Raw genomic sequence first — 21,616 nt, 5'->3', positions numbered from 1 at the left:
AGTCGAATCAGGAGATGCTGACAAACACTATCTCCGAAAAAAACGTACCCAGATTTAGCAGGACCAAGGAAAAAAGCGAATAAAGCACGACCTGGAGCGAAAGCGACAATACGTGACAGGGCATTTAGATTGTGCTAATGAGTATTGCTGTGCTTTACAGTCACTCTGTATATAGAACGGATAGTATTGCAACGGCGAGCTCGATAAGGGAGCTGATGTCAGCTCTTTTGCATCCACCCATCCTCCTGCTATAAAATAAAAAGAAGGGTACAAAGGGGGCTGTCGAGATGAAAAAGAAAAACAACGGCTTCAATATTATCAGCGGTGATTCCACCACACACGGCGGCTACTATACGGGGACACTCAACCTCAGTAATCTCTCTTCTGTGCTGATTGACGGTGATGAGGCTAAAATTGATCTGGGGTTGATTCACGCCAAAAGTGCAGTGGAACGGGGGATCAAGTTTACCAGCAATCCCGATGAAGTTCCGAACGGTAAGCCCTATTGGGTGGTGTGGGTTGCTGTTGACCGCAACGAGAGCGGCCCCTACTACGCGGGGATGGCTGCTTGTCCGATGACTGTGGACCGGGAAGCGCGGCGCGGATGGAAGAACCTGGCCGAACATGTGAACCGAATGGATGACGCACTGAAACGCAGATATAAACTGGATTCGCTGCCGCCGGAAAGTAAGCAAGCCCTGAAGAAACTTTTGCAAGAGAATAATCTGTCGATATGGGAGAATTCTCCTGAAGAATTACACGCGATATTGAATGTGACAGAAAAGTGAACGCTGTGTGAATAAGGGAAATGAGACTTGTTTCGGGCCAAAAACTGGGGTACACTGAACTCAGCTTATCGGAACCGATTACTAGGACACAAAAACAGCGGGAAAATCCCCGCTGTTTTTGTTTGTTCGATTAATCCCTCCCCCTGATGCGCATACTGCTGATGAAGGGGGGGTGTCAAGTGAATCATGGGCAGCAAGAAGAGCATTTCGCCCGTCATGGCGGGGTGCACTTTTCGACCAATGCCCCAGCGGAAGAAATCAACCAGTTCGTCAACTCGCTGCCTGCGGATAAGCGGGATAGTCTGTACGAAGTGTTGAACGAGTTGGGACGGGCAGGATTGATTACGTTTTACAATGATGGTTTGCTGGCAGACGGCGAAGGAAAAATCGGCGGCAGCAATGAGTGCTGAATAAAAATGGTGGCTCGGTTATGAACCGAACCACCATTTTTTTAGGCGCTCCAACAATGAAGGAGACGGGGGAGAAGGAGTTGTGAAGGGATGGTTGGGACAAGTCTGTCTAGGTTCTGTCCCTGCGATAAAAAACATTTCCCTGGCACGGGGGCATCGAGAGGTAGCTAAGTAGCCTGTTGCCGGGTCCACCTGTACTTTGACCACCCCGGACGGAGGTTGAAAGGGTGGATTCGGCTTGCCCCGCAAAGCATCGCGCATATAACTTCCCCAGATATTGTGCGTCAGACGGGAGGCGCCGTCGGGCAGCGGTTTGCCTTTGTCGTAACCGAGCCACACCGTGGTTGCCAGGTTGGGGGTAAACCCGGACAGCCAGGAATCCCAGTGGGTGCTGCCCGTTTTGCCGGCGATGGACCGGTAGGGAAGCATTTGTCCCACCCGGTTGGCTGTCCCTCCCGGTTGAAACACGGTTTCCATCATCTTAGTGAGTACGAAGGATGCGGGAGCTGATGTTTGTTGGACGGGAGCTGCTTGCGGCGGATCAATCGGCTCTCCCCGGGCATCTTCGATTCGCAAAATGGCCACAGGAGTACGGTGGCGGCCATTATCGGCGATAGCGGCGTAGGCTTGCACCATCTCATAGGGGCTGACGGCACTGCTTCCCAGTGCCAGCGACGGAACCGGTTGAAGCGGGCTGACAATCCCCAGCAGCCGAGCCATCTGAATCGCTTGGTTTCGTCCGATTAACAGATGGGTGCTGACAGCATATACATTGTCTGAAGTGGCGATCGCTTCCTGCATGGTGATCGGGCGGTAGGCATACCGGTCATGGTAGTTGGAGGGCTCATACGTACCTCCTTCATAGGGAAACACGGTTGGACGGCTTTCAAACCGGGTTAACGGGGTCAGCCCATCCTGTAGAGCGGCCAAGTAGAGAATCGGTTTGAAGGTGGAACCGGGCTGTCGCTTGCCGAACACGCGGTTGTAGGGAGATTGACGATAATCTTTGCCGCCTACCATCGCCTTGATATACCCGGTGGCTGGTTCCACACTTACCAATGCTGCCTGCAAGTCTCCCTGATTGGAAAGATAACGTTGAACCGCCTGCTCCGCTTTCTGTTGGATGGATAGATCCAGCGTGGTGGTGATTTTTAGTCCGCCGTTTCGCACTTCATGCTCGTCCAGCCCCCATTGTTGCACTGCGGCCTTCAGCACATAATCCCGGAAGTAAGGCGCTCTGGCCGGCGCAGGTTTGGGCGGCGGAGCATAGGTGAGCGTCTGGGACTTAGCTGCAGCGGCTTCCTGACGGCTGATTTTTCCTTGTCGGGCCATTGCGTCTAAGATCATTTTTTGCCTGGATTTAGCCCGATCCGGGTATTCCAGCGGTGAAAACCACCGGGGTCCCCGGGGAATCCCCGCCAACATCGCGCTTTCCGCCAGAGTGAGATCTTTTGCGTCTTTGCCGAAGTAGAGACGGGCGGCCCGCCCAATCCCGTAAGCGCCGTGTCCGTAGTATATTTTGTTGAGATACATCTCCAAGATTTCTTTTTTGGAATAGTGGAGCTCCAGCTGGGCGGTTAACATGGCTTCCCGCACCTTGCGGGACCATGTGCGGTCATGGGTCAGATACAGGTTGCGCGCCAACTGTTGGGTGATGGTGCTGGCTCCTTGAGCCAGGCGCCCCTCACGAAGATTAACCCATATCGCACGGGCAATGCCTTTTGCTGAAAACCCCCAGTGCTGGAAGAAACGCTGATCTTCAGCCGCCAGCGTTGCCTGGATCAGATGAGGCGGCAGCTTTCCCAAGCGGATGGGCTCCCGGTGTTCACCGGAATCCAGTTGGTCGATGGGGCGGCCATGAATATCCAGGATCTTCGTCGTCATCGGGATTTCCGGAGGCGGCAAGGGACGGGATTTCAGGTAGAGCACCGTGACAAGAGCCAAACATAGCAGCCCTGCAATTCCCATCCATGTCCATCGAAAAATCCGGGCTCCCCAAAACCACCAACGGTCAAAATCAACCGAGTGGGATCCTGTTTCCCGGGGCAGCATGCGGTCGATGTCATCGCCCATGGTGACAGCCTCCTTGGCTATTGGTCCCTCGTTGCAAAAGAAGAGATTGCGTTTCCCCGTTAGTATGCAGATTGGGAAACATTTCTATTCCTGGGGAACAAGGGATTTTCGCCTGCCAAAAAGATTCCGATTGTTTCCCGTCAACAGTTGGATTATCCTATAGGGAGGGTTTTTTCATATGGAAGGGACAAGCCGTTCCGGGCTTTTGGAAGGAGAATCAAGACCATGGATATGGAACTATGGTATACGGAAAAGCAAACACCGAATTTTGGGATTACCGCCAAAATCGGAAAGACGCTACATCATGAGCAGACCGAATTTCAAACACTGGATGTGATCGAAACCAAGCAGTTCGGCAATATGCTGGTGCTGGACGGCATGGTGATGACTACGGACAAAGATGAGTTTGTTTATCATGAGATGCTGACCCATGTGGGGATGTTTACCCATCCCGAGCCGAAGCGCGTACTGGTGATCGGGGGCGGGGACGGCGGAGCCATCCGGGAAGTGCTGAAACACCCGAGTGTGGAAACGGCCACTCTGTGCGAAATCGACCGCCGGGTGATTGAAGTATCCCAGAAATATTTTCCGGAAATCGCCGGAAAGTTGACGGATCTTCGGGTGGAGATCAAAGTGGAGGATGGAATCAAGCACATTGAGGCCAACCCCGGTAAATACGATGTGATTTTGGTCGATTCCACAGAGCCTGTTGGGCCGGCGGTCGGGCTTTTCCAAAAGCCTTTTTATCAAGGGATTTATGAAGCCCTGCGTCCGGGCGGTGTGATGGTGGCTCAGACGGAATCTCCGTGGTTCAACCGGGAGCTGATTTCTCAGGTATACCGGGACATCTCCGGCATCTTCCCGATTACCCGTCTCTATACGGCCAGCATTCCCACCTATCCCAGCGGATTGTGGAGCTTTACTCTCGGTTCCAAAGAAATGGATCCGCTCCAAGTGGAAGAAAGCCGTTTTACACCGTTGGAAACCAAATATTATCACCCCGGCATGCACCATGCCTTGTTCCAACTGCCTCGCTTTGTGTCGGAACTGCTTGAGCAGGAGGGATAACGATGCGGTTTAACGAAGCATATTCCGGTAAGGTGTTTATCGGGGCGACGCCCGAGCTGAACGAAGCCCAATCGGTCATTTACGGAATGCCGATGGATTGGACGGCCAGCTTTCGGCCGGGTTCCCGTTTCGGCCCGGGGCGAATCCGGGAGGTTTCCTTGGTATTGGAGGAGTTCAGCCCCTATCTGCGCCGGGATTTGTCCGAGATCCGCTACTATGATGCCGGAGATATTCCGCTACCATTTGGGAATCCGGAGAAGAGCCTCGATCAGATCGGCCGCTTTGTCGCCAAGGTAATGGCTAGTAAAAAGATGCCTTTTGGCCTGGGTGGGGAGCATTTGGTCACTTGGCCGGTGGTTCGGGAGATTAACCAATACCATCGCAAGCTGGCCGTGATCCATATCGATGCCCATGCGGACTTGCGTACGGATTATGAAGGGGAAATCCTCTCCCATGCCACTCCTCTCCGCAAAATTGCCCAGCTGTTGGGCCCGGAAAATGTGTACCAATTTGGCATTCGTTCCGGGACGAAGGAAGAGTTCTCCTATGCGGAACAGGAAAGGATTCACTTCTACCCCTTTGAAGTGCTGAAGCCGCTAAAAGAAGTTCTCCCGCAATTGAAGGACCGGCCTGTGTATGTGACGATCGACATCGATGTGCTGGATCCGGCTTTCGCACCGGGCACCGGAACCCCGGAACCCGGCGGGATCACTAGCAACGAGCTGTTTGAAGCCATCCATGCCATTGCCCGCTCCGGAGTCCATGTAGTGGGTGCGGACCTGGTGGAAGTCGCACCCGCTTACGATCCCACGGAGCAAACGCCTGTCGTTGCTGCCAAGGCGGTTCGGGAGATGCTGCTAGGCTTTACGAAGTGAACGGTCTGACGACTTCCCTCTTTTTTGTGAGAGGGAAGTTTGTCATTGATTGGAATTTCACTCCAACGAGTGATAAGATATCTACAATCGGAAAGGGGACGGGCATTGTTGAAACCGATTCGCCTGGACATCGTTTCAGAGATCCGTTCCGATGATCAAGAGGATGTCGAACGCATCGAGCAACAACTGAAGGGTCATTTTGACCAAAAAGAGGATCGATGGGTACTTCGCTATTGGGAGGAGCCGGGGACGCAGGAAGAAGTGCGGACTACGGTGAAAGCCAAAGAGGACGAAGTGACGGTCATCCGGCAGGGAGCTGTCTCTTATCGTGTCACCTACCGGCCGGGTCAAACATCCCTCAGCCTTGTGGAGACTCCAGGCGGTAAGGCGGAGATGGAAGTTCATACCCTGGATTATCGGCGACGGATGGAAGAATCACACGGACAGATCCAATTTTCCTTTCGCTTGCGAATGGCAGGAGAAGAGATGGGCCATTACCAATTGAAGATCCAATGGACGGGGGTGTCTGCCTGACATGAACGCGTTGGAACGGATGCAGGAACAGCTCAAGGAAGAGATCAAACAGGCCGTACTGAACGCCGGTTTGGCGGATGAATCGCAAATCCCGGAGGTTGTGCTGGAAGTGCCCCGGGAAAAAGCCCACGGAGACTTCGCCACCAACATGGCGATGCAGCTGACCCGTATCGCTCGGAAAAATCCGCGGGAAATCGCTACGCAGATCGTGGAGGGCATCGATCGGCAAAAAGCCCATATTAAAGAAATTGAAGTGGCTGGACCCGGCTTTATCAACTTTTTTATCGATCGGTCGTATCTGACGGATGTGCTCCGCGAGATCGAAGCCGCAGGGGAACAATACGGACGGACAGATACCGGCAAAGGGGAAAAGGTGCTGGTGGAGTTTGTCAGTGCCAACCCGACCGGCAGCCTTCACCTCGGTCATGCCCGGGGTGCGGCGATCGGGGATGTGCTGTGCAACGTGATGGATGCCGCCGGGTATGATGTAACCCGGGAATATTACATCAACGATGCGGGCAACCAGATCCGCATGATGGCCCTCTCCCTGGAAGCCCGCTATTTGGAAGCCTTGGGGCAGGAAGCGGAATTCCCCGAGGATGGCTATCGCGGCCAAGACATTATCGACATCGGGAAAAAGCTGGCGGAAGAAGAGGGTGACCGGCTGGTTTCCATGGAGCGGGAGGAGCGTCTGGCCTTTCTGCGGGAGTACGGGCTGAAACAGCTGCTGGACAAAATCAAACGGGATTTGGAAAAGTACCGCGTCACCTTTGACAATTGGTTCTCTGAGACATCTTTGTACGAATCCGGTGCCGTGGACGAGGTTGTGAAAATCCTGACCGAACGCGGGGAAACCTTTGAAAAAGACGGCGCACTCTGGCTCAAGTCCAGCCAATACGGCGACGACAAAGATCGGGTGTTGGTGAAACAGGACGGCACCAACACCTACCTGACTCCGGATATTGCCTACCATCGCAACAAGTATGAGCGGGGCTTCGACCGGATCATCAATATTTTCGGTGCCGACCACCATGGGTACATTCCCCGGATGCGTGCGGCGATGGAAGCCTTGGGTTACGATCCGGACAAGATGACCTTCCTGATCACCCAGATGGTGAAGCTATACCAGGGCGGAGAACTGGTGAAGATGTCCAAACGGACGGGGAAAGCCGTGACGCTGGTCGACCTGATGGAGGAAGTCGGCGTCGACGCCACCCGCTATATCTTTGCCATGCGGAGTCCTGACGCCCACTTGGATTTCGATATGGATCTGGCTGTCTCCCAATCCAACGAAAACCCGGTGTTTTATGTGCAATACGCCCATGCCCGGATCAACAGCGTGTTCCGCCAGGCAGAAGAAAAGGGCATCCAGTTGAAGAAGGATCCGACTCATCTGTCGGCGTTGCAGGAAGAGCAGGAGTTTGATCTTCTACAGAAGCTGGGCGAGTTTCCGGGTGAGGTGGCTACGGCAGCGGATCACATGCAGCCCCACCGGGTGGTGCGGTATTTGTACGATCTCGCTACCCAGCTGCACAGTTACTACAATGCCCACCGGGTGATCGGTGACGATCCGACATTGACTCAGGCTCGGCTGACGCTTCTTTCCGCGGTGGCGCAAGTATTGAAAAACGGCTTGTCCCTGATCGGCGTCCACGCTCCCAAACAGATGTAAAGAGAAGAATCGTCTCTTGGTAACGGAGAGCACATCTGTTCTAGGGGGACCGGTCTGGTGTGGCCGTCGCCGATCTCTTGCAAAAAGCGCATAGCGAGACCAGGGAGCGGAGCGACCTTGGCGAGACTTGTACTCTGTGAGTGCAAAGAATCTTCGCCGATCACACCGATCCTCCCCTATCGAAAAAGCTCCTGAATTGCCAGATACGCCGTAGGTTTACGGACAGTGTCACATCTGCGACATCGGAGTATCAATCAAACCGCCTCCCGAGAGGGAGGCGGTTCTTTATCACACGTAAATCATCGGATACGCAAATACCGCCAAAAACCAAAACAACAGCATACTGGGGATCATCCACAGGTTGCCGAGCAGGAGCGCCAGTGCGTGAGGGTGGTTTCTCCGTCGGGCAGCGATACCCATAACGGCTCCTGCGGGAGCGGCAGTCCATGTATATATCCACAGACACTCCTTTACTGCTGCATGACTGCTTGGGTGGATGATCATCGTCAGGAAAAATGCCAGCCAAAGTCCTAAGCCGGCCAGCAAAATCCCTTTGGAATACCGAGCCGTGAAATCCGAGGGAACTTTCGTATGTGGTTTCTCTCCTTTGTGCGCGATCTTTTTCCACCGCTGTATAGTTTCCTGGATGGAAGAAAGTGGATGTTTGGTCAATGCACTGAAATGAAACCGGATCAAATCGTGCTCACACTCCTATTTGTTTATCTTGATCGGGAAGTCCAACGACGCCACAGTTTTGTTTAGTGAGTGACGCTGTTTTGGGACACCGCCTCGCTTTCCATTTTATCCAACAATTGACAACTATCTATCCTATGATATGATGGGGTGGAGTATTAATTCTTTGGATATAGGAAAAATTGCGTATATATAAATTGAGGGTCAAGAAGGAGAGGGGAATGTGAGGGGAAAATCGATCAAGTCCGGATGGAGTTTGCTGTGGCTGTTGGGGTTAGGTCTGTTGACGGCGTGCGGGGGAACTTACTCGCCTGTAAGCGGAGCCCAGGGGCAGGAAGAGCAAACGCTGAGGCTCAGTATAGATGGGGATCCCGCTGTTTTGGACAGTGCTGGAACGGTCAACGATCAGGCGATGACCGTGCTGAACCAAGTGCAGGAAGGATTGATGCGGCTGAATCAGGACAACAAGCCCGAGCCTGCTTTGGCGGAAGCCAATCCCAAGGTGAGTGCGGATAAGAGAACCTATCTCTTTCAACTGCGGGAAGCCAAGTGGAGTGATGGGAAGCCGGTCACAGCCCAGGACTTCGTATACGCATGGCGCCGTGCTTTGCAAACCGATTCGAGGCAGGTACATGGTTTGGATCTGGTCAACAACGCGAAGGCAGTGCGCGAAGGAGAGGCGAGTCCCTCCGAACTGGGTGTACAAGCTTTGGGAAAGCGAACCTTGAAAGTCGTTCTGGACAAGCCGTCGTCCCAATTTTTAACGGCCGTCGCCATGCCGCCGTTTTTACCGCAGCGGGCCGATATCGTCAAGAAATACGGTAACCGCTATGCTACCTCTCCGGACACGATGGTGACCTGTGGCCCTTTTCAAGTGGAAAGGTGGAAATCGGAACGGGAACTGGTATTGAAAAAGAGTGATACCTACTGGGATCGCAGCCGGGTTCGCTTGGGTCGCGTAGAGATGAGCATCAACACGGAAGTGTCGGAGCAAGTACGCAGGTATCATGCCAATCGGCTGGATATCGCCCGACTGGACTACCATTTTGCGGAAGCTTACAAGGAGGCCCGCCAGTTCATTTCCTTTACCCGTGATCGGGTGGATCAGATACAATTTAATCTGGACAATGATTTCCTCGGTGATAAAAACATTCGTCAGGCGATGGCACAATCCGTCGATCGTGAAGAGCTGGTCAATCATGTACGGAAAGACGGGTCACTTCCTGCAGGAGGGGTGGTTCCTCCAAAAGTGTGGACCAGAGACCAGCCGTCCTTCAAGGAAAAATCGGGAGCTCCCCGTATGATGGATCCCGGTCAAGCCGGGAAGAGCTTGAAAGAAGGGATGAAAGAATTAGGTCTCAAAAAAGTACCGGCGATGGAGCTGTTGGTGACTGAGGATCGCAAGGAAGCGGCATTGTTTTTGCAGGAACAATGGCGGATGATATTGGGTTTTCCAGTGAATATTCGGCCGGTAGCTCCCCAACAGTTCCTGGAACGGATGGAAAAAGGGGATTTTGACATGGCACTGACTGAGCCGATCGTACAACTGAATGACCCTTACGCTTATCTGGAAGATTACCGCTTCGATGGAGATGCTGGAAACAGCGGGTGGAACCGTGAGGAATTCAACGAGAAATTGCAACGAGCTGCTGAAGATAAAGGATCGAAGCGGATCCAAGAGCTGAGAGAAGCGGAAAAGTTATTAGTCGAAAAGGAAGCCGCCGTGATTCCCCTTTTCTGTCCGACGGATGGGTATCTGCAAAAGGCCCGAGTGAAGAACTTTGATCGACATCCCTTCGGTCCGGAGTATACATTGAAAGAAACCTATCTGACCGGGAGTGAAAAATGAAAAATCCAAGCAGGAGAGTGCTTGGCTGACAGGAGTATCGTCCACATCTATCACAATTTTTTCAACGAATAGCCAGCCACGAATCAACCATACGGAGAACTCCCCTTATTCCTCCACCGAAAGCGACCTGGCACTTCCTTTGGGGATCAGGAAAAACGCAACAACCAGTGCCGCTAGGGAGATAGAGGCCGCAGTGACGAAGGTGGCATCCAGTGCCTGGGAAAGATAACGGCTGATCTCGTCGACGATACCGGGCGGCAGGGTGGAGAGACCTTCCGGCTGGGTCACACCTTGCGCCTGTTCCAACTGACGAATGGTTTTCCCGCTCAACTCCGCCTGATGCTGGGCAATGTAGGCCCCGATTCGGGACTTCAGCTGAGAACTCATTACCGCTCCCAGAATGGTGACGCCAAAGGCACCGCCCATCGCCCGGGCAAACATCTGGGAGGAAGTGGCCGCTCCTCGCTGTCTTTCACTGACGGCGTTCTGGACGGCGATGATGTAAGCGGTCATGGACAGTCCCAGACCGAGTCCGAGAACGAACATGCCGATCAACACCCAGAGGTAGGGGGTTTCGGCGTCCATCCAGGTGAACCCGCCGGCGGACAGGCTGATCAACACCATACCGGTCAGAATCGGTTGGCGGTAACCGTTCCTCAACAGCCATCGCCCCGCGATCACGGATGCCGTGCTCCAGCCAAGCACCTGTGGCGTGATGGCCAGTCCGGAGAGGGTCGGACTTTTGCCCAATACGCCTTGAACATACAGGGGAACAAAGGAGATGGCCCCGAACATCCCCATCCCCGTCAGAAAAGCAGTGATGTTACTGGAAGCAATCACCCGGTTGCGAAACAGATGCAAGGGAATAAAGGGGTCTTCCACCTTTTTTTCCCGACGGAAAAAACCGATTAGAAGGGCTGCCGCGCCTCCCAAGAGACCCCAAATGGCGGGATGAGTCCATCCCAGGCGGCTCACCAGTTGGGTGCAGAGGAGGAATCCAAAGACGGATAGCGTGAACAATACTGCGCCCGTATAGTCGACAGTCGGGTCCTCCCCTTCTTTTTTCCTGGGCAGGAAGACGTGGATGACTCCAACGATGATCAACCCGAGGGGAAGATTGAACCAGAAGATCCACCGCCAAGACAGGTGCTCCACCGTCCAGCCTCCGATGAAAGGACCGATGATAGCGGCCAATCCCCACACGGAGGAAAACCAGCCCTGCACTTTGGCACGGGTTTCAAAGGGGAAGATGTCCCCCACAATCGTCATGGCGACGGGTAACACCCCGCCGGCTCCGAGCCCCTGAATCACACGGAAGAAGACCAGCTGTTCCATGGATTGGGCCAAACCGCACAGGGCGGAGCCCCCCACGAACAGCAACACTGCCGAGATAAACACTTGCTTCCGTCCGTACAAGTCCGCCAGCTTCCCGTAAACGGGAACCGTGATGGTGTTGGAAAGCATGAAAGCGGAAAACACCCAGCTGTACAGGGAGATTCCCCCCAGGGCGCCCACTACGGTCGGCATTGCCGCATTGACGATCGTTACTTCTACAGCGGCCAGAAACATAGCCGCCATCAGGGCGGCTGTAATGATATGGCGTCTCGTTCGATTCATTTTTCGGTCTCCTCTTGTGTACATTCCATCCATATGATATCTCAAAAAATTCGGTTTGCGAAGTGTCGGCCATGCTTTCAAGATTCTCCTTATCCACTACCATACGATTGTCCTGCCTGGCGTATGATCAATGGGGAATCCCGTCAGTAGGATTGGGTATAGGGGTTATTTCCCTAGTTTGCGGAACCAGCTGGCTCATTCAGTACAAACGGGGAAAACTTACACCTTCTTCTCGCACGGGTGTAAACTATATTGCAAAATAGTTTTTCGAAATAGACCGAAAATACGGAGGATAGACAAAGCCCTGTCGCCTTTCGGCGCAGGGCTTTGTCCTTAACTCGGCCATGCAAAAGTGTGCTTGGCTTTTTGGTCTTTTGATCTTTATCTGATTCCTTAGGAGAAATTGTTCAGGAAAGAAGCTACTTTATCTTTCAGGCCTTCGAGGCTGAAGAACTGAGACAGGGTGTTTTCCCCTTGCCATTTGGCGTTGGAAACAGCGGTTTCGGCTTGGTATTTGGTTCCGTTCACTTTTTGTTCCGCTTTATGGGCAGTTTTGTGCACTTTGTTTACAGCTTTATGAGCGGTGCTGTGAACTTTTTCGTCAGCGTTTTGCACATCCAGTTTGCCCGCGGCTTTTTCTGCTTTGTTTTTTACATCATTGGCTTCCACAGTGGACGGCTCTCCAACAGTGCCCACTTTGTCCTTGACGGTTTCCACTTTGTCAGTAGCTTCTGCTTTGGCTACGGATACTTTGCCTTGCACAGTATCTTTTACGGTTTGCGGTGCGCTTTGTACGTCACCGGTGTTTACCGGCACGGATCCGGCAGTGTTTTCTACTTGATATTTGACATCATTTACGGTATCCGTTACGGCTGCGTGAGAGACGGTCGGAAGGGACACGCTCACACCTACAGTTAAAGCGGCTGCCATACCAACAGAAGCGAATTTTTTCCACATGAGCAATCATCCTCCCCTTATGTTGTGGGTATCATCGGTACCGGCCGGAAACGCGATGAAGAGTGTTCTTGCTGACCTGCGGTTGTGAATGACACTTTGTATTATAAAAACTTACAGAGGCCTTTTTAATAACCCATTCCTATTAACTTGGTGTGCATCCTCTTTGAACAGATGAAATCCGTTGGCGTGCCGGTATTGAATCGTTCTTGTAAACTGACATATCAAGGACTTCTTGTTAGTAAATCAAAAGGCGTAAATAGATTAGATCTTACGTTGGGGAGATACCCTTCGGTGAGGAAAGAATGCTTGACAAAACGGATACACCTGGTTCATGTATCCGAGTGTATGGGGCTGCAGTTTCGGCGACCGGATGGGAAAGGATGAAAGAGAAGATCCCTGCCATTAATGGAGTTTTGGAGAGAGTTTTGATAGAAACACCGACGGAATAGGGCGGTTTGGGTTATCTACTGCACCGGTAATAGAGTGGGTTCGGGTGTGAGAATCGGTGAAAAATCGCAGGAAGGCACTCTATTCCTCCTTATTTATGAGCAAGCAGTGGTACTTTTGACGCAGACAGCGCATAAGAAGGCTGTTCGGAGACAGGCAGATGGTGAGCTGCCGATCAGTCCATCTTCGGGAATCGCCGGAACCCCTTCCCCCCCGATGAGCAGGCAAGGAGTCCTTATCCATTTCCGCTTCTTTTTTTCTTTATTATTGAACCTTTATTTATGGAGGGGAAGGGGTTTTTACCGGGGAACCCTCTTCGAGTCCTAATATTAAGTGCGAATAGATGGCCAAGATAGGGGTTCCGTTTTTGTTGGACCTGGGATATGATGGTGTTGAAAAAATCGGATATGATGAAAAATTCTTGTAAGTACAGAGTGAACGGCAAGGTGACAAAAGCAAAACGCTGGGCTCATGAAGGAGGCTATTCGATGAAAATTTCCCGCTGGACCGCTTTGACGATGGTCGTGTTGGCAGCCCTTTTGGTCATGCCGCTGTCCGTATTTGGAAAACCCCCGGTGGAAGCAGACTTTTCCGCCCAACAGGAACAACGTGGATTGTATCAAGTAAATGGAGTGAACACCAAGGAAGAGCGGACCAAGATTCATCGTGCCGGCATCGCTATCGACGGGGTGGAAAAAGATCATATCTTCGTCTATGCCACCCCCGGGGAAATCCGCAAGATCGAAGCGATGGGCTTCCGGGCGGAGAGGCGGATGTCCTCGATGGATTTTCCGTCGGAGGATTCCGGTTATCACAACTATAATGAAATGGTGGCGGAGATTGACCGGGTGGTATCCCAGCATCCCGATATCGTGCAAAAGTTCAGTATTGGAAAGTCATATGAAGGCCGGGATCTGTGGGCGGTCAAAATCAGTGACAACGTGCAGTCGGACGAAGCGGAGCCGGAGGTGCTCTTTGTTGCACAGCACCATGCCCGGGAACATCTTACTGTGGAAATGGCTCTTCGCACCTTGCACCTCTTTGCAGATCATTACGGGTCGGACAGCCGGATTACCCGCGATGTCGATTCCCGCGAGATCTATATCGTTTTTAATCTGAACCCCGATGGCGGGGAATACGACCTGAAGAATGATCAATATCAAATGTGGCGGAAGAACCGGCAGCCCAATAAGAAGAGCCTCCTCGCTTCCGTAGGCACGGATCTCAACCGAAACTACGGATATAAATGGGGCTGCTGCGGCGGGTCCAGCGGCAATCCCAGCTCGGACGTGTACCGGGGCAGCGCTCCTTTCTCCGCACCGGAAACCACAGCGATGCGCGACTTTATCAACAGCCGGGTGGTGGACGGCAAGCAGCAAATCAAAACGGCCATTACCTTCCACACCTACAGCGAGTTGATTTTGTGGCCTTATGGATACACCTATCAAGATACTCCGTCGGATATGAGCCGGGATGACTATGAGGTATTTAAGGCGATGGGTGAAAAAATGGCCCAAACCAACGGGTACACTGCCCAGCAATCGAGTGATTTGTATATTACCGACGGGGACATGACCGATTGGGCGTACGGTCAACACAAGATCTTTGCTTATACGTTCGAGATGTATCCCACATCCTCCAACCCCGGGTTTTATCCTCCCGATGAAGTGATTGACAGGGAAACCGACCGAAACAAAGAAGCGGTGCTTTACATCACGGAGCAAGCCGACTCCCCTACCGCTCCATCGGTAAAGAAAGCCAGTATTGCAGCATGAAAAATGGAGCTGAACAATAAGCGGAGAATAACGGTAACAGTAAAGCTCGTCTGCCGTACCGGCAGATGGGCTTTGGTGATGATTCCCCGGTTTTTGCCCGCCATAATCAGGGGCAGATCGTTCAAACGGTGACGGCCTCTTCGACACGTCGAATCAACGGGTATTTTCCTTTCCATCCATGAAACATCCATCAGTAGGAATATCTTACTTTCGGATTGTATGGAAAAGGAAAAGTAGAACTTATGGTGGATACCCTTTACAAGAAAAAATAGTCATAATCATATGAGAAGGAGATGAATAAGTGCAAAGGAGGAACATGGTTGGTTAAGAAAAACACCAAATTGGCAGTTGTCGCGTCCTGCACTGTATTAGGCCTGGTCGTGGCCAAGCCGGCTTTCGCTGCCCCCGGTCTGGACCTGAACGTGGGCGGGGGTTCCGGCGGACCTTCTGTTGAAGTGGGGATTGAGGCACCGGATGTTCCTGTGTTGAGCCCGGATAACCCGGATGAACCGGGTACTCCGCAGCTGCCGCCGACGGATCCGGTGGAGCCACCGAGTGGGGACGATCCGGCAGACCCGCCGACGGATCCGATCGATCCGCCGGGAGATGACGATCCAATTATCGATTTACCGGGAGACGATGATCCGGTTCAACCCCCGAGTGACGAAGAGCCTCCGGCAGATCATAACCCGGATCACGGCGGTTCCACCGACCCTGTGGATTCTCCGACGGACACCATTCAACATCCGGATTCCGGTTATGAAGCGACTCCGGTCCATGAACCGGAAGTGTCCGAAGGAAAGCAGGATTTTGCCTACGGTAATAAAGGAGCAGCCAAAGAAACCGCGAAAGGCGGAGCGATGCCGGACACATCCGCGAACCAACCGGCTTATCTGTTGGGTGGTCTTGCCGCAATGGCCGCCGGCATCCTGATGTTGTTCCGTCGGCGCAAAGCTGCTGACCGCGCGTGATGGGGTTTGGGTTACGGTATAGACATGGCTGAACTTCGAGACGGTGAGAGTTGCCTGGAATGACGGGTAACCTTTGAAGAGGGAATCATTCATTTGAAAAAAGACAAGCCGGTTATGGTGCAGATGGGGGGCGAAAGGATTGATCACCCTTTTGCCATGCCAACTGTATCGGTTCGTGTTCCTGGCAGCCGGTGCACACTGACAGAGAGCGCGAGCGATTACCGCAGCTGCGGGGAGAGCAGATTCTCCGAATGGATATCCAGACAGATTCATGTGTTCAGGGACGGGCTTTCATGCCCGCCCCTGTTTTTTTTTTTGCAGACCCAGTGGGTGTCTGTTCATAGACTGTGGGGGAAGAGGTTGGCTATAACGGAAAGGAGGAAAAGGGAATGTATGGGGGATATGATCCGATCTAATTACTGCCGGAATGCAACAGGGAACAGGAGTGATCTGGTAAGAGTCTGTCCAGCATAGACTATACGTAATTGTATGTATATAATCAAGATGACGAATTTTCGGCATAGTGGGACGAAATTCCGGCGGCTTGACCGAAAGGAGTGATTCCATGATTCATCCTGCTTTTACGGAAGAGATGTTAAAGGAAGTGCTCCGCTCGATTGACGAGGGAATTCATGTCGTGGATGCCGAGGGGATTACGGTTTTTTACAATGATGTGGCTGCCGGGTTGGACGGGCTGACCGTGGAAGAAGTGCTGGGCTGTCATGTGTTGGAGGCGTTCCCTTCGCTGACTCATCGGACCAGCACCCTGCTCAAAGTGATTGAGCACGGCAATCCTATCTATAATCAGCGTCAAACTTATACCAATCGTCATGGCAAGCGGATCGTCACCATTAATACGACGGTGCCGTTGATCGTGGAGGGAAAACGGGTAGGGGCGATGGAGGTCGCCAAGGACATCACCCGCATTCAGGAACTCTCCGAGAAGTTGATTGAACTCCAAACCCAGAGGGGGGAATCCGGCCCTCCCCGCGGCCGCAAAGAAGAGAAAAGAGAGAGCAGAGGGTTGTACCGTTTTGAACAGATTTTGACAAAAGACACCCGGATGCTGCGGGAGATTGGGCGGGCAAAAAAGGCCGCCGCCACCCGCTCACCGGTGTTGGTGGTGGGTGAAACGGGGACGGGAAAGGAGTTGATGGTCCAATCGATTCATCATTATTCTCCACGGAAAAACCGGCCCTTTATCGCCCAGAACTGTGCAGCGATCCCTTCTTCCTTGCTGGAGGGGATTTTATTTGGAACAGTCAAAGGGGCGTTTACCGGAGCAGAGGATCGGCCGGGACTGTTTGAATTGGCTGCGGGAGGATCGCTGTTTCTGGATGAGGTCCACGCCATGCCGCTGGATTTGCAGGCCAAATTGCTGCGAGTATTGGAAGACGGTGTGGTTCGGCGGGTTGGGGATGTTCGGATACGTCCGGTGGATGTGCGCATCTTTGCCGCTACCAATGAAGATCCAGAGGTCAGCGTGCGGGAAGGCCGACTTCGCAAGGATCTCTATTACCGTATTCATGTGATTCGCATCTCCCTTCCCCCTCTTCGGGAAAGGAGGAAGGATATTCCGTTGTTGACCCGTCATTTTCTCCGCCAATACAATAAACAGTTCGAGCGGCAGGTGTTCCGGGTTTCCCCTGAAGTGGAGCAGCTGTTTAAGCAGTATGATTGGCCGGGAAACGTCCGCGAGCTGGAGCATGCCATCGAAGGGGCGATGCATTGGGTGGACGGCGAGGAAATTCGCCTGGAACACTTGCCTCCGCATTTGGAGCCGGTTGCAGCTCTTGCAGAAAGTAAGGAAATTCGTACCGGGGCGGCTGAAACCGACGATCTTCCAACCATTTTGTCCCGGGTGGAAGAGCAGCTGATCCGGGAAGCGATGGAGGCCTGTTCCGATAACATCCGTCAAGCGTCGATTCGGCTGGGCATTCCCCGGCAAACGCTGCAGTACAAGCTGAAAAAGCTGCAGATAAAATAATTCCTTTTAGATCGAAGAAAAGGGTTTTACAAAGTTTCTCAAAATAAGCGGAACTACTCTTTTCCCCGAGCAGCGACTTCGACGGACCTAGCAAAAAGCGGCACATCGCACGACCCGGGAGCTTGCGACCCAAGCGTGACTGGTACTTTTTGAGTACTTTCGCATTATGCCGCACCTCTTGGAGCCGACAGTATGAACATCTGCGTCGGAGGAAAGGGAACAAAGGGCAAAAGAGTCGAAGCGATGTTAAAAGTTGTCATCCATACCCTTCCAGTCGGAAGGGTTTTTTGTGCGCACAAAAATAGCTGCCGAAAATCCAGCATGAAGAGGAGCCAATCGGTAGGCGGCGATAGGAGAATCCTTTCGGCAACAACATTGGCATCATTTTTGCAACATTTTTAGATGGCGAGCAAAGGGGGGCATGATGGAACATATGCAGCAGATACCGCAAGGTCACGAATACGGCTTGCATCGGGTGTTGGAACCGAAGGGGTTGCTCCCGCAGCCGGCCCGACGGTTGGATGCGACACCGGAGTGTTTTCACAATGAGATGTTGATCGATGTGGCTTGCCTCAACATTGATTCTGCTTCTTTTAGTCAGTTGAAGGAGGAGCAGGGTCACGATCCTGTCAAAATAGGCGAGCGTATCCTTCAAATTGTGGAAGAAAGAGGGAAGATGCACAACCCGATAACCCATTCCGGCGGCATGTTGATCGGAACGGTCGAAAAGGTGGGACCGTCCTTTCCTGATCGAAAAGTGCAACCGAGGGATCGGGTCGCTACTTTGGTCTCCCTCACGTTGACGCCGCTGTTTCTGGAAAAAGTGGAGGACGTCAACCTGCAGACCGGTCAGGTTCGGGTGCAAGGAAAAGCCGTACTGTTTGCGAGCGGACCTTTTGCCCGACTGCCGGATGATTTACCGGAAACATTGGCCTTATCTGCCCTGGATGTCTGCGGAGCCCCTGCCCAAACCGCCCGGTTGGTCCGGGAAAGGGATCGGGTGGTCATCTTGGGGGCCGGGGGGAAATCGGGTCTCCTCTGCCTGCATCAGGCCCGCAAAAGAGCGGGTGCCTCCGGGCAGGTGCTGGCTTTGGAAGCGGGGGAGACGGCATGTGAGGAACTCCGACGGCTGCAATTGGCCGATGAGGTGATTCGGGTGGATGCCACCGATCCCGTCGCGGTGATGAACGCGGTGGAGAAGGCAACACAGGGTGCCATGGCGGATCTCACAATCAACTGCGTCAATGTGCGCCATACAGAGCTGGCTTCCATTTTGGCCACCCGGGACGGCGGCACGGTGTACTTTTTCAGCATGGCGGTCCAGTTTACCGCTGCTGCCCTGGGGGCCGAAGGGGTGGGCAAAGATGTCCGCATGATGATCGGCAACGGGTATGCCCCGGGACATGCCGATCTGACGCTGGATTCCCTGCGGGAGAACAAGGCGTTGCGACAGCTGTTTGAACGCCGGTACACGACCAATGCGGTCCATCCGTAAACACATTTTTGGGAAAGGGCGTGAAACCATGCGTGATTGGCGCGAGGTGGAACTGTGGAAGGACGTTACCGAGGAGCAGTGGAATGACTGGTTGTGGCAGCTGACGCATACGATTCGGAAACTGGATGATTTGAAAAAAGTGATCAACCTAAAAGAAAACGAGATTCAGGGAGTCGACATCTCCAACCAGACGATCCCCCTGAACATTACCCCCTATTATGCGTTGCTTATGGATAAGGATGATCCGACGGATCCCATCCGGATGCAATCGGTTCCGATCTCTACCGAACTGGAACAGACCCGCTATGATATGGCGGACCCGCTGCTGGAGGATACGGATTCCCCGGTGCCCGGACTGACCCACCGGTATCCCGACAGGGTGCTGTTCCTGATCACTAACCAGTGCTCCATGTACTGCCGTTACTGTACCCGCCGTCGTTTTTCCGGGCAGATCGGCATGGGGGTTCCCAAGAAACAGATGGATGCCTGCATCGATTACATCCGCAGCAACACGGAAGTGCGAGATGTGCTCCTTTCCGGCGGGGACGGCTTGCTCGTCAATGACCGGATTTTGGAGTATCTCTTGAAAAATCTGCGCGAGATTCCCCATGTGGAGATCATTCGCATCGGGACTCGGGCGCCGGTGGTGTTCCCCCAGCGGATTACCGAAAACTTGTGCAAGATCCTGAAGAAATACCATCCCGTCTGGCTCAATACCCACTTCAATCATCCCAAGGAAATCACTCCCGAGGCGAAGCGGGCTTGTGAAATGCTGGTTGACGCAGGCGTTCCCGTGGGAAACCAGGCGGTGATCCTGGCGGGGATCAACGATTGTCCCTATGTGATGAAAAAACTGATGCATGAACTGGTCAAAATCCGCGTGCGCCCCTATTACATCTATCAATGTGACTTGTCGGAAGGGATTGGCCACTTCCGGGCACCGATCTCCAAAGGATTGGAAATCATGGAATACCTGAGGGGCCATACCTCCGGTTATGCCGTTCCTACGTTTGTGGTGGATGCTCCCGGAGGCGGCGGGAAGATCCCGGTGGCACCCAACTACATCGTCTCCCAAAGTTCCAAAAAGACCATTTTGCGCAACTTTGAAGGGGTGATCACCTCCTATCCCGAGCCGCCGCATTACCGAGAGCATGATGCGGACAACTGCGAATTCTGCCAGGCAGCCAAAGGCAAAAATGTGGGCGTTGCCTCCTTGATGGCTGATGAGCGAATCAATCTGGAACCCAAAGTGTTGACTCGGGAAAACCGCCGTATCGTGAAGGCCGACACGGACAAGGCAGCACCGCCGGAGACTTCACGAGTGTGATATGCTGCTGGATCTCCTGATGGGTGAGGGATTGCAGTCGGCGGCGGTCATCGGCCTTTCCAAAAACGCGGGCAAAACCACCGTATTCAATGCCTTGATCATGGAGGCAAAAGAGCGCTCAATCCCTGTCGGGCTGGTCAGTATCGGCGTGGACGGCGAAGAGCGGGATGTATGGAGTTTGCAAAAAAAGCCCCCGGTGAAGGTTCCCCGGGGGTGTTTGGTCGCTACGGCAGGGCCGCTATTGGAGGATCGGGCAGGAGAGTGGGAGCTGGTGGACACCGCCTCCGTCCACTCTCCCCTGGGTCCCGTCGTGATTGCCCGGGCTTTGAAGTCGACTGAAGTAAAGCTGGCCGGAATCACACGGGTGGAGTCGCTGCGGGAGGCACAGGCGCGCTTGCAGCAAAACGGCGCGGAGCTGGTGTTGGCAGACGGGGCTTATGACCGCAAAGCAGCGGCCTGTCCGTTGGTTACAGATGGTGCGATCTGTGTGGCCGGAGCCGCATTGTCCCCTTCCATGGATACGGTGATCCGCCGGATGGAAGAGACGATCCGTCTGTTTCAACTCCCGCAAACGACGGAATCCTTATGGCGTTTAGCCGGAGAGCGAGCGTTGGCAGAAGGGCGGGTATACGGCGTAGCGGAAGGTGAGATCGTGCCTCTGCCGGTTTCTTCGTTGTTGGCTGCATCCTCCACCTGGCAAAAACGATTGCGGAAGCGAGAGTGGGAATGCTGGGCGATTCCGGGGATGGCGACGGATCGGTTGCTGCAGAAGGTGGAGGAAGCGGGTCGTCCCCTGCCCTTGGTGTTAACCGATCCCACCCGTTGTTTTGCGTCGATGTCCGCTTTGCGCGGTTACTTTCGCAAAGGGGGCAGCTTGCAGGTGCTGTACGGGGTGAAACTGGTAGCAGTGGCCGTGAATCCCGTTTCTCCGGAGGGGTATGGATTTGATCCGGTGGAAATGAAGCGGCGGGTATCCGAAGTATGTCATCCTGTGCCTGTGGTCGATGTGGTGCGGGATGTGGGGTGAAATCCTTCACGGATTTCGGTCAAAGGGATCAGCGAAGACCCGGGAAGGAAT

At 53.4% G+C, this 21,616-nt stretch carries 17 protein-coding genes; 13 read left to right on the top strand and 4 right to left on the bottom strand.

Translation table 11 applies throughout. From position 1 onward, the window contains the following. Positions 1–287 precede the first annotated feature (287 nt). Both IEW70_RS01755 and IEW70_RS01750 read left to right on the top strand, forming a co-directional pair. On the top strand, positions 288–788 hold the full coding sequence (locus IEW70_RS01755) for a YwhD family protein (RefSeq protein ID WP_188646199.1): 501 nt from the start codon (positions 288–290) through the stop codon (positions 786–788). Between the two features lie 179 nt (positions 789–967). Further along, positions 968–1,198, top strand: coding sequence for a hypothetical protein (locus IEW70_RS01750; protein ID WP_229751732.1), 231 nt, complete (start codon positions 968–970; stop codon positions 1,196–1,198). An 18-nt stretch (positions 1,199–1,216) separates the two neighbouring features. On the opposite strand, the gene IEW70_RS01745 is transcribed toward IEW70_RS01750, so the two are convergent. Continuing rightward, the gene (locus tag IEW70_RS01745) at positions 1,217–3,271 is read right to left on the bottom strand and encodes a transglycosylase domain-containing protein (protein ID WP_188646197.1); all 2,055 of its coding nucleotides are present in this window, start codon (positions 3,269–3,271) and stop codon (positions 1,217–1,219) included. Between the two features lie 231 nt (positions 3,272–3,502). Between IEW70_RS01745 and speE the strand changes: the two genes are divergently transcribed. The 4 genes from speE to argS all read left to right on the top strand — a co-directional run bounded on the left by speE (position 3,503) and on the right by argS (position 7,420). Beyond that, a complete protein-coding gene (speE, locus tag IEW70_RS01740) occupies positions 3,503–4,339 on the top strand; it encodes a polyamine aminopropyltransferase (RefSeq protein ID WP_188646301.1) in 837 nt (278 codons plus the stop codon). 2 nt (positions 4,340–4,341) lie between these two features. Then, complete coding sequence (gene speB / locus IEW70_RS01735; RefSeq protein ID WP_188646196.1) at positions 4,342–5,214, top strand: agmatinase; 873 nt, start codon at positions 4,342–4,344, stop codon at positions 5,212–5,214. A gap of 108 nt (positions 5,215–5,322) precedes the next feature. Beyond that, the gene (locus IEW70_RS01730; RefSeq protein ID WP_188646195.1) at positions 5,323–5,748 is read left to right on the top strand and encodes a YwiB family protein; all 426 of its coding nucleotides are present in this window, start codon (positions 5,323–5,325) and stop codon (positions 5,746–5,748) included. Position 5,749: 1 nt separating this feature from the next. Next, positions 5,750–7,420: an arginine--tRNA ligase gene (gene argS / locus IEW70_RS01725; protein WP_188646194.1), complete on the top strand. Its 1,671-nt coding sequence runs from the start codon at positions 5,750–5,752 to the stop codon at positions 7,418–7,420. 288 nt (positions 7,421–7,708) lie between these two features. On the opposite strand, the gene IEW70_RS01720 is transcribed toward argS, so the two are convergent. After that, on the bottom strand, positions 7,709–8,116 hold the full coding sequence (locus tag IEW70_RS01720; RefSeq protein WP_188646193.1) for a hypothetical protein: 408 nt from the start codon (positions 8,114–8,116) through the stop codon (positions 7,709–7,711). Positions 8,117–8,336: 220 nt separating this feature from the next. Between IEW70_RS01720 and IEW70_RS01715 the strand changes: the two genes are divergently transcribed. Continuing rightward, complete coding sequence (locus IEW70_RS01715) at positions 8,337–9,962, top strand: peptide ABC transporter substrate-binding protein (RefSeq protein ID WP_188646192.1); 1,626 nt, start codon at positions 8,337–8,339, stop codon at positions 9,960–9,962. A 105-nt stretch (positions 9,963–10,067) separates the two neighbouring features. Here IEW70_RS01715 and IEW70_RS01710 read toward each other — a convergent pair whose 3' ends face one another. Both IEW70_RS01710 and IEW70_RS01705 read right to left on the bottom strand, forming a co-directional pair. Continuing rightward, positions 10,068–11,579 (bottom strand): MDR family MFS transporter, encoded by a 1,512-nt coding sequence (locus IEW70_RS01710; protein ID WP_188646191.1) that lies wholly within the window; start codon positions 11,577–11,579, stop codon positions 10,068–10,070. A gap of 393 nt (positions 11,580–11,972) precedes the next feature. Continuing rightward, a complete protein-coding gene (locus tag IEW70_RS01705) occupies positions 11,973–12,536 on the bottom strand; it encodes a hypothetical protein (RefSeq protein WP_188646190.1) in 564 nt (187 codons plus the stop codon). A 935-nt stretch (positions 12,537–13,471) separates the two neighbouring features. Here IEW70_RS01705 and IEW70_RS01700 point away from each other — a divergent pair. From IEW70_RS01700 to kamB, 6 genes are all read left to right on the top strand, one after another. Continuing rightward, a complete protein-coding gene (locus IEW70_RS01700) occupies positions 13,472–14,758 on the top strand; it encodes a M14 family metallopeptidase (RefSeq protein ID WP_229751731.1) in 1,287 nt (428 codons plus the stop codon). Between the two features lie 320 nt (positions 14,759–15,078). Beyond that, positions 15,079–15,729, top strand: coding sequence for an LPXTG cell wall anchor domain-containing protein (locus IEW70_RS01695; RefSeq protein WP_188646189.1), 651 nt, complete (start codon positions 15,079–15,081; stop codon positions 15,727–15,729). 565 nt (positions 15,730–16,294) lie between these two features. After that, complete coding sequence (locus tag IEW70_RS01690) at positions 16,295–17,716, top strand: sigma-54 interaction domain-containing protein (protein ID WP_229751730.1); 1,422 nt, start codon at positions 16,295–16,297, stop codon at positions 17,714–17,716. Positions 17,717–18,137: 421 nt separating this feature from the next. Further along, positions 18,138–19,211, top strand: a complete 1,074-nt coding sequence (kdd, locus tag IEW70_RS01685; protein WP_229751729.1) for an L-erythro-3,5-diaminohexanoate dehydrogenase — start codon at positions 18,138–18,140, stop codon at positions 19,209–19,211. A 28-nt stretch (positions 19,212–19,239) separates the two neighbouring features. Then, complete coding sequence (gene kamA, locus IEW70_RS01680; protein WP_188646188.1) at positions 19,240–20,538, top strand: lysine 2,3-aminomutase; 1,299 nt, start codon at positions 19,240–19,242, stop codon at positions 20,536–20,538. A 1-nt stretch (position 20,539) separates the two neighbouring features. Continuing rightward, positions 20,540–21,565 carry a lysine 5,6-aminomutase reactivase subunit KamB gene (kamB, locus tag IEW70_RS01675; RefSeq protein ID WP_188646187.1) on the top strand — a complete coding sequence of 342 codons (1,026 nt, stop codon included), beginning with the start codon at positions 20,540–20,542 and terminating at the stop codon, positions 21,563–21,565. The last annotated feature ends 51 nt before the right edge of the window (positions 21,566–21,616 follow it).

Source organism: Marinithermofilum abyssi (assembly GCF_014641195.1).
GTDB lineage: Bacteria > Bacillota > Bacilli > Thermoactinomycetales > DSM-45169 > Marinithermofilum > Marinithermofilum abyssi.
The sequence above is the reverse complement of the archived record's forward strand: the minus strand, read 5'-3'. Positions and strand labels throughout refer to the sequence as shown.

Bases quoted from the DNA above. Each gene is read 5' to 3' on its own strand.
- IEW70_RS01755 (WP_188646199.1), top strand. From the start codon at position 288: ATGAAAAAGAAAAACAACGGCTTCAATATTATCAGCGGTGATTCCACC.
- IEW70_RS01745 (WP_188646197.1), bottom strand. From the start codon at position 3,271: ATGGGCGATGACATCGACCGCATGCTGCCCCGGGAAACAGGATCCCAC.
- speE (WP_188646301.1), top strand. From the start codon at position 3,503: ATGGAACTATGGTATACGGAAAAGCAAACACCGAATTTTGGGATTACC.
- speB (WP_188646196.1), top strand. From the start codon at position 4,342: ATGCGGTTTAACGAAGCATATTCCGGTAAGGTGTTTATCGGGGCGACG.
- argS (WP_188646194.1), top strand. From the start codon at position 5,750: ATGAACGCGTTGGAACGGATGCAGGAACAGCTCAAGGAAGAGATCAAA.
- IEW70_RS01710 (WP_188646191.1), bottom strand. From the start codon at position 11,579: ATGAATCGAACGAGACGCCATATCATTACAGCCGCCCTGATGGCGGCT.
- IEW70_RS01705 (WP_188646190.1), bottom strand. From the start codon at position 12,536: ATGTGGAAAAAATTCGCTTCTGTTGGTATGGCAGCCGCTTTAACTGTA.
- IEW70_RS01700 (WP_229751731.1), top strand. From the start codon at position 13,472: ATGAAAATTTCCCGCTGGACCGCTTTGACGATGGTCGTGTTGGCAGCC.
- IEW70_RS01690 (WP_229751730.1), top strand. From the start codon at position 16,295: ATGATTCATCCTGCTTTTACGGAAGAGATGTTAAAGGAAGTGCTCCGC.
- kdd (WP_229751729.1), top strand. From the start codon at position 18,138: ATGATGGAACATATGCAGCAGATACCGCAAGGTCACGAATACGGCTTG.
- kamA (WP_188646188.1), top strand. From the start codon at position 19,240: ATGCGTGATTGGCGCGAGGTGGAACTGTGGAAGGACGTTACCGAGGAG.
- kamB (WP_188646187.1), top strand. From the start codon at position 20,540: ATGCTGCTGGATCTCCTGATGGGTGAGGGATTGCAGTCGGCGGCGGTC.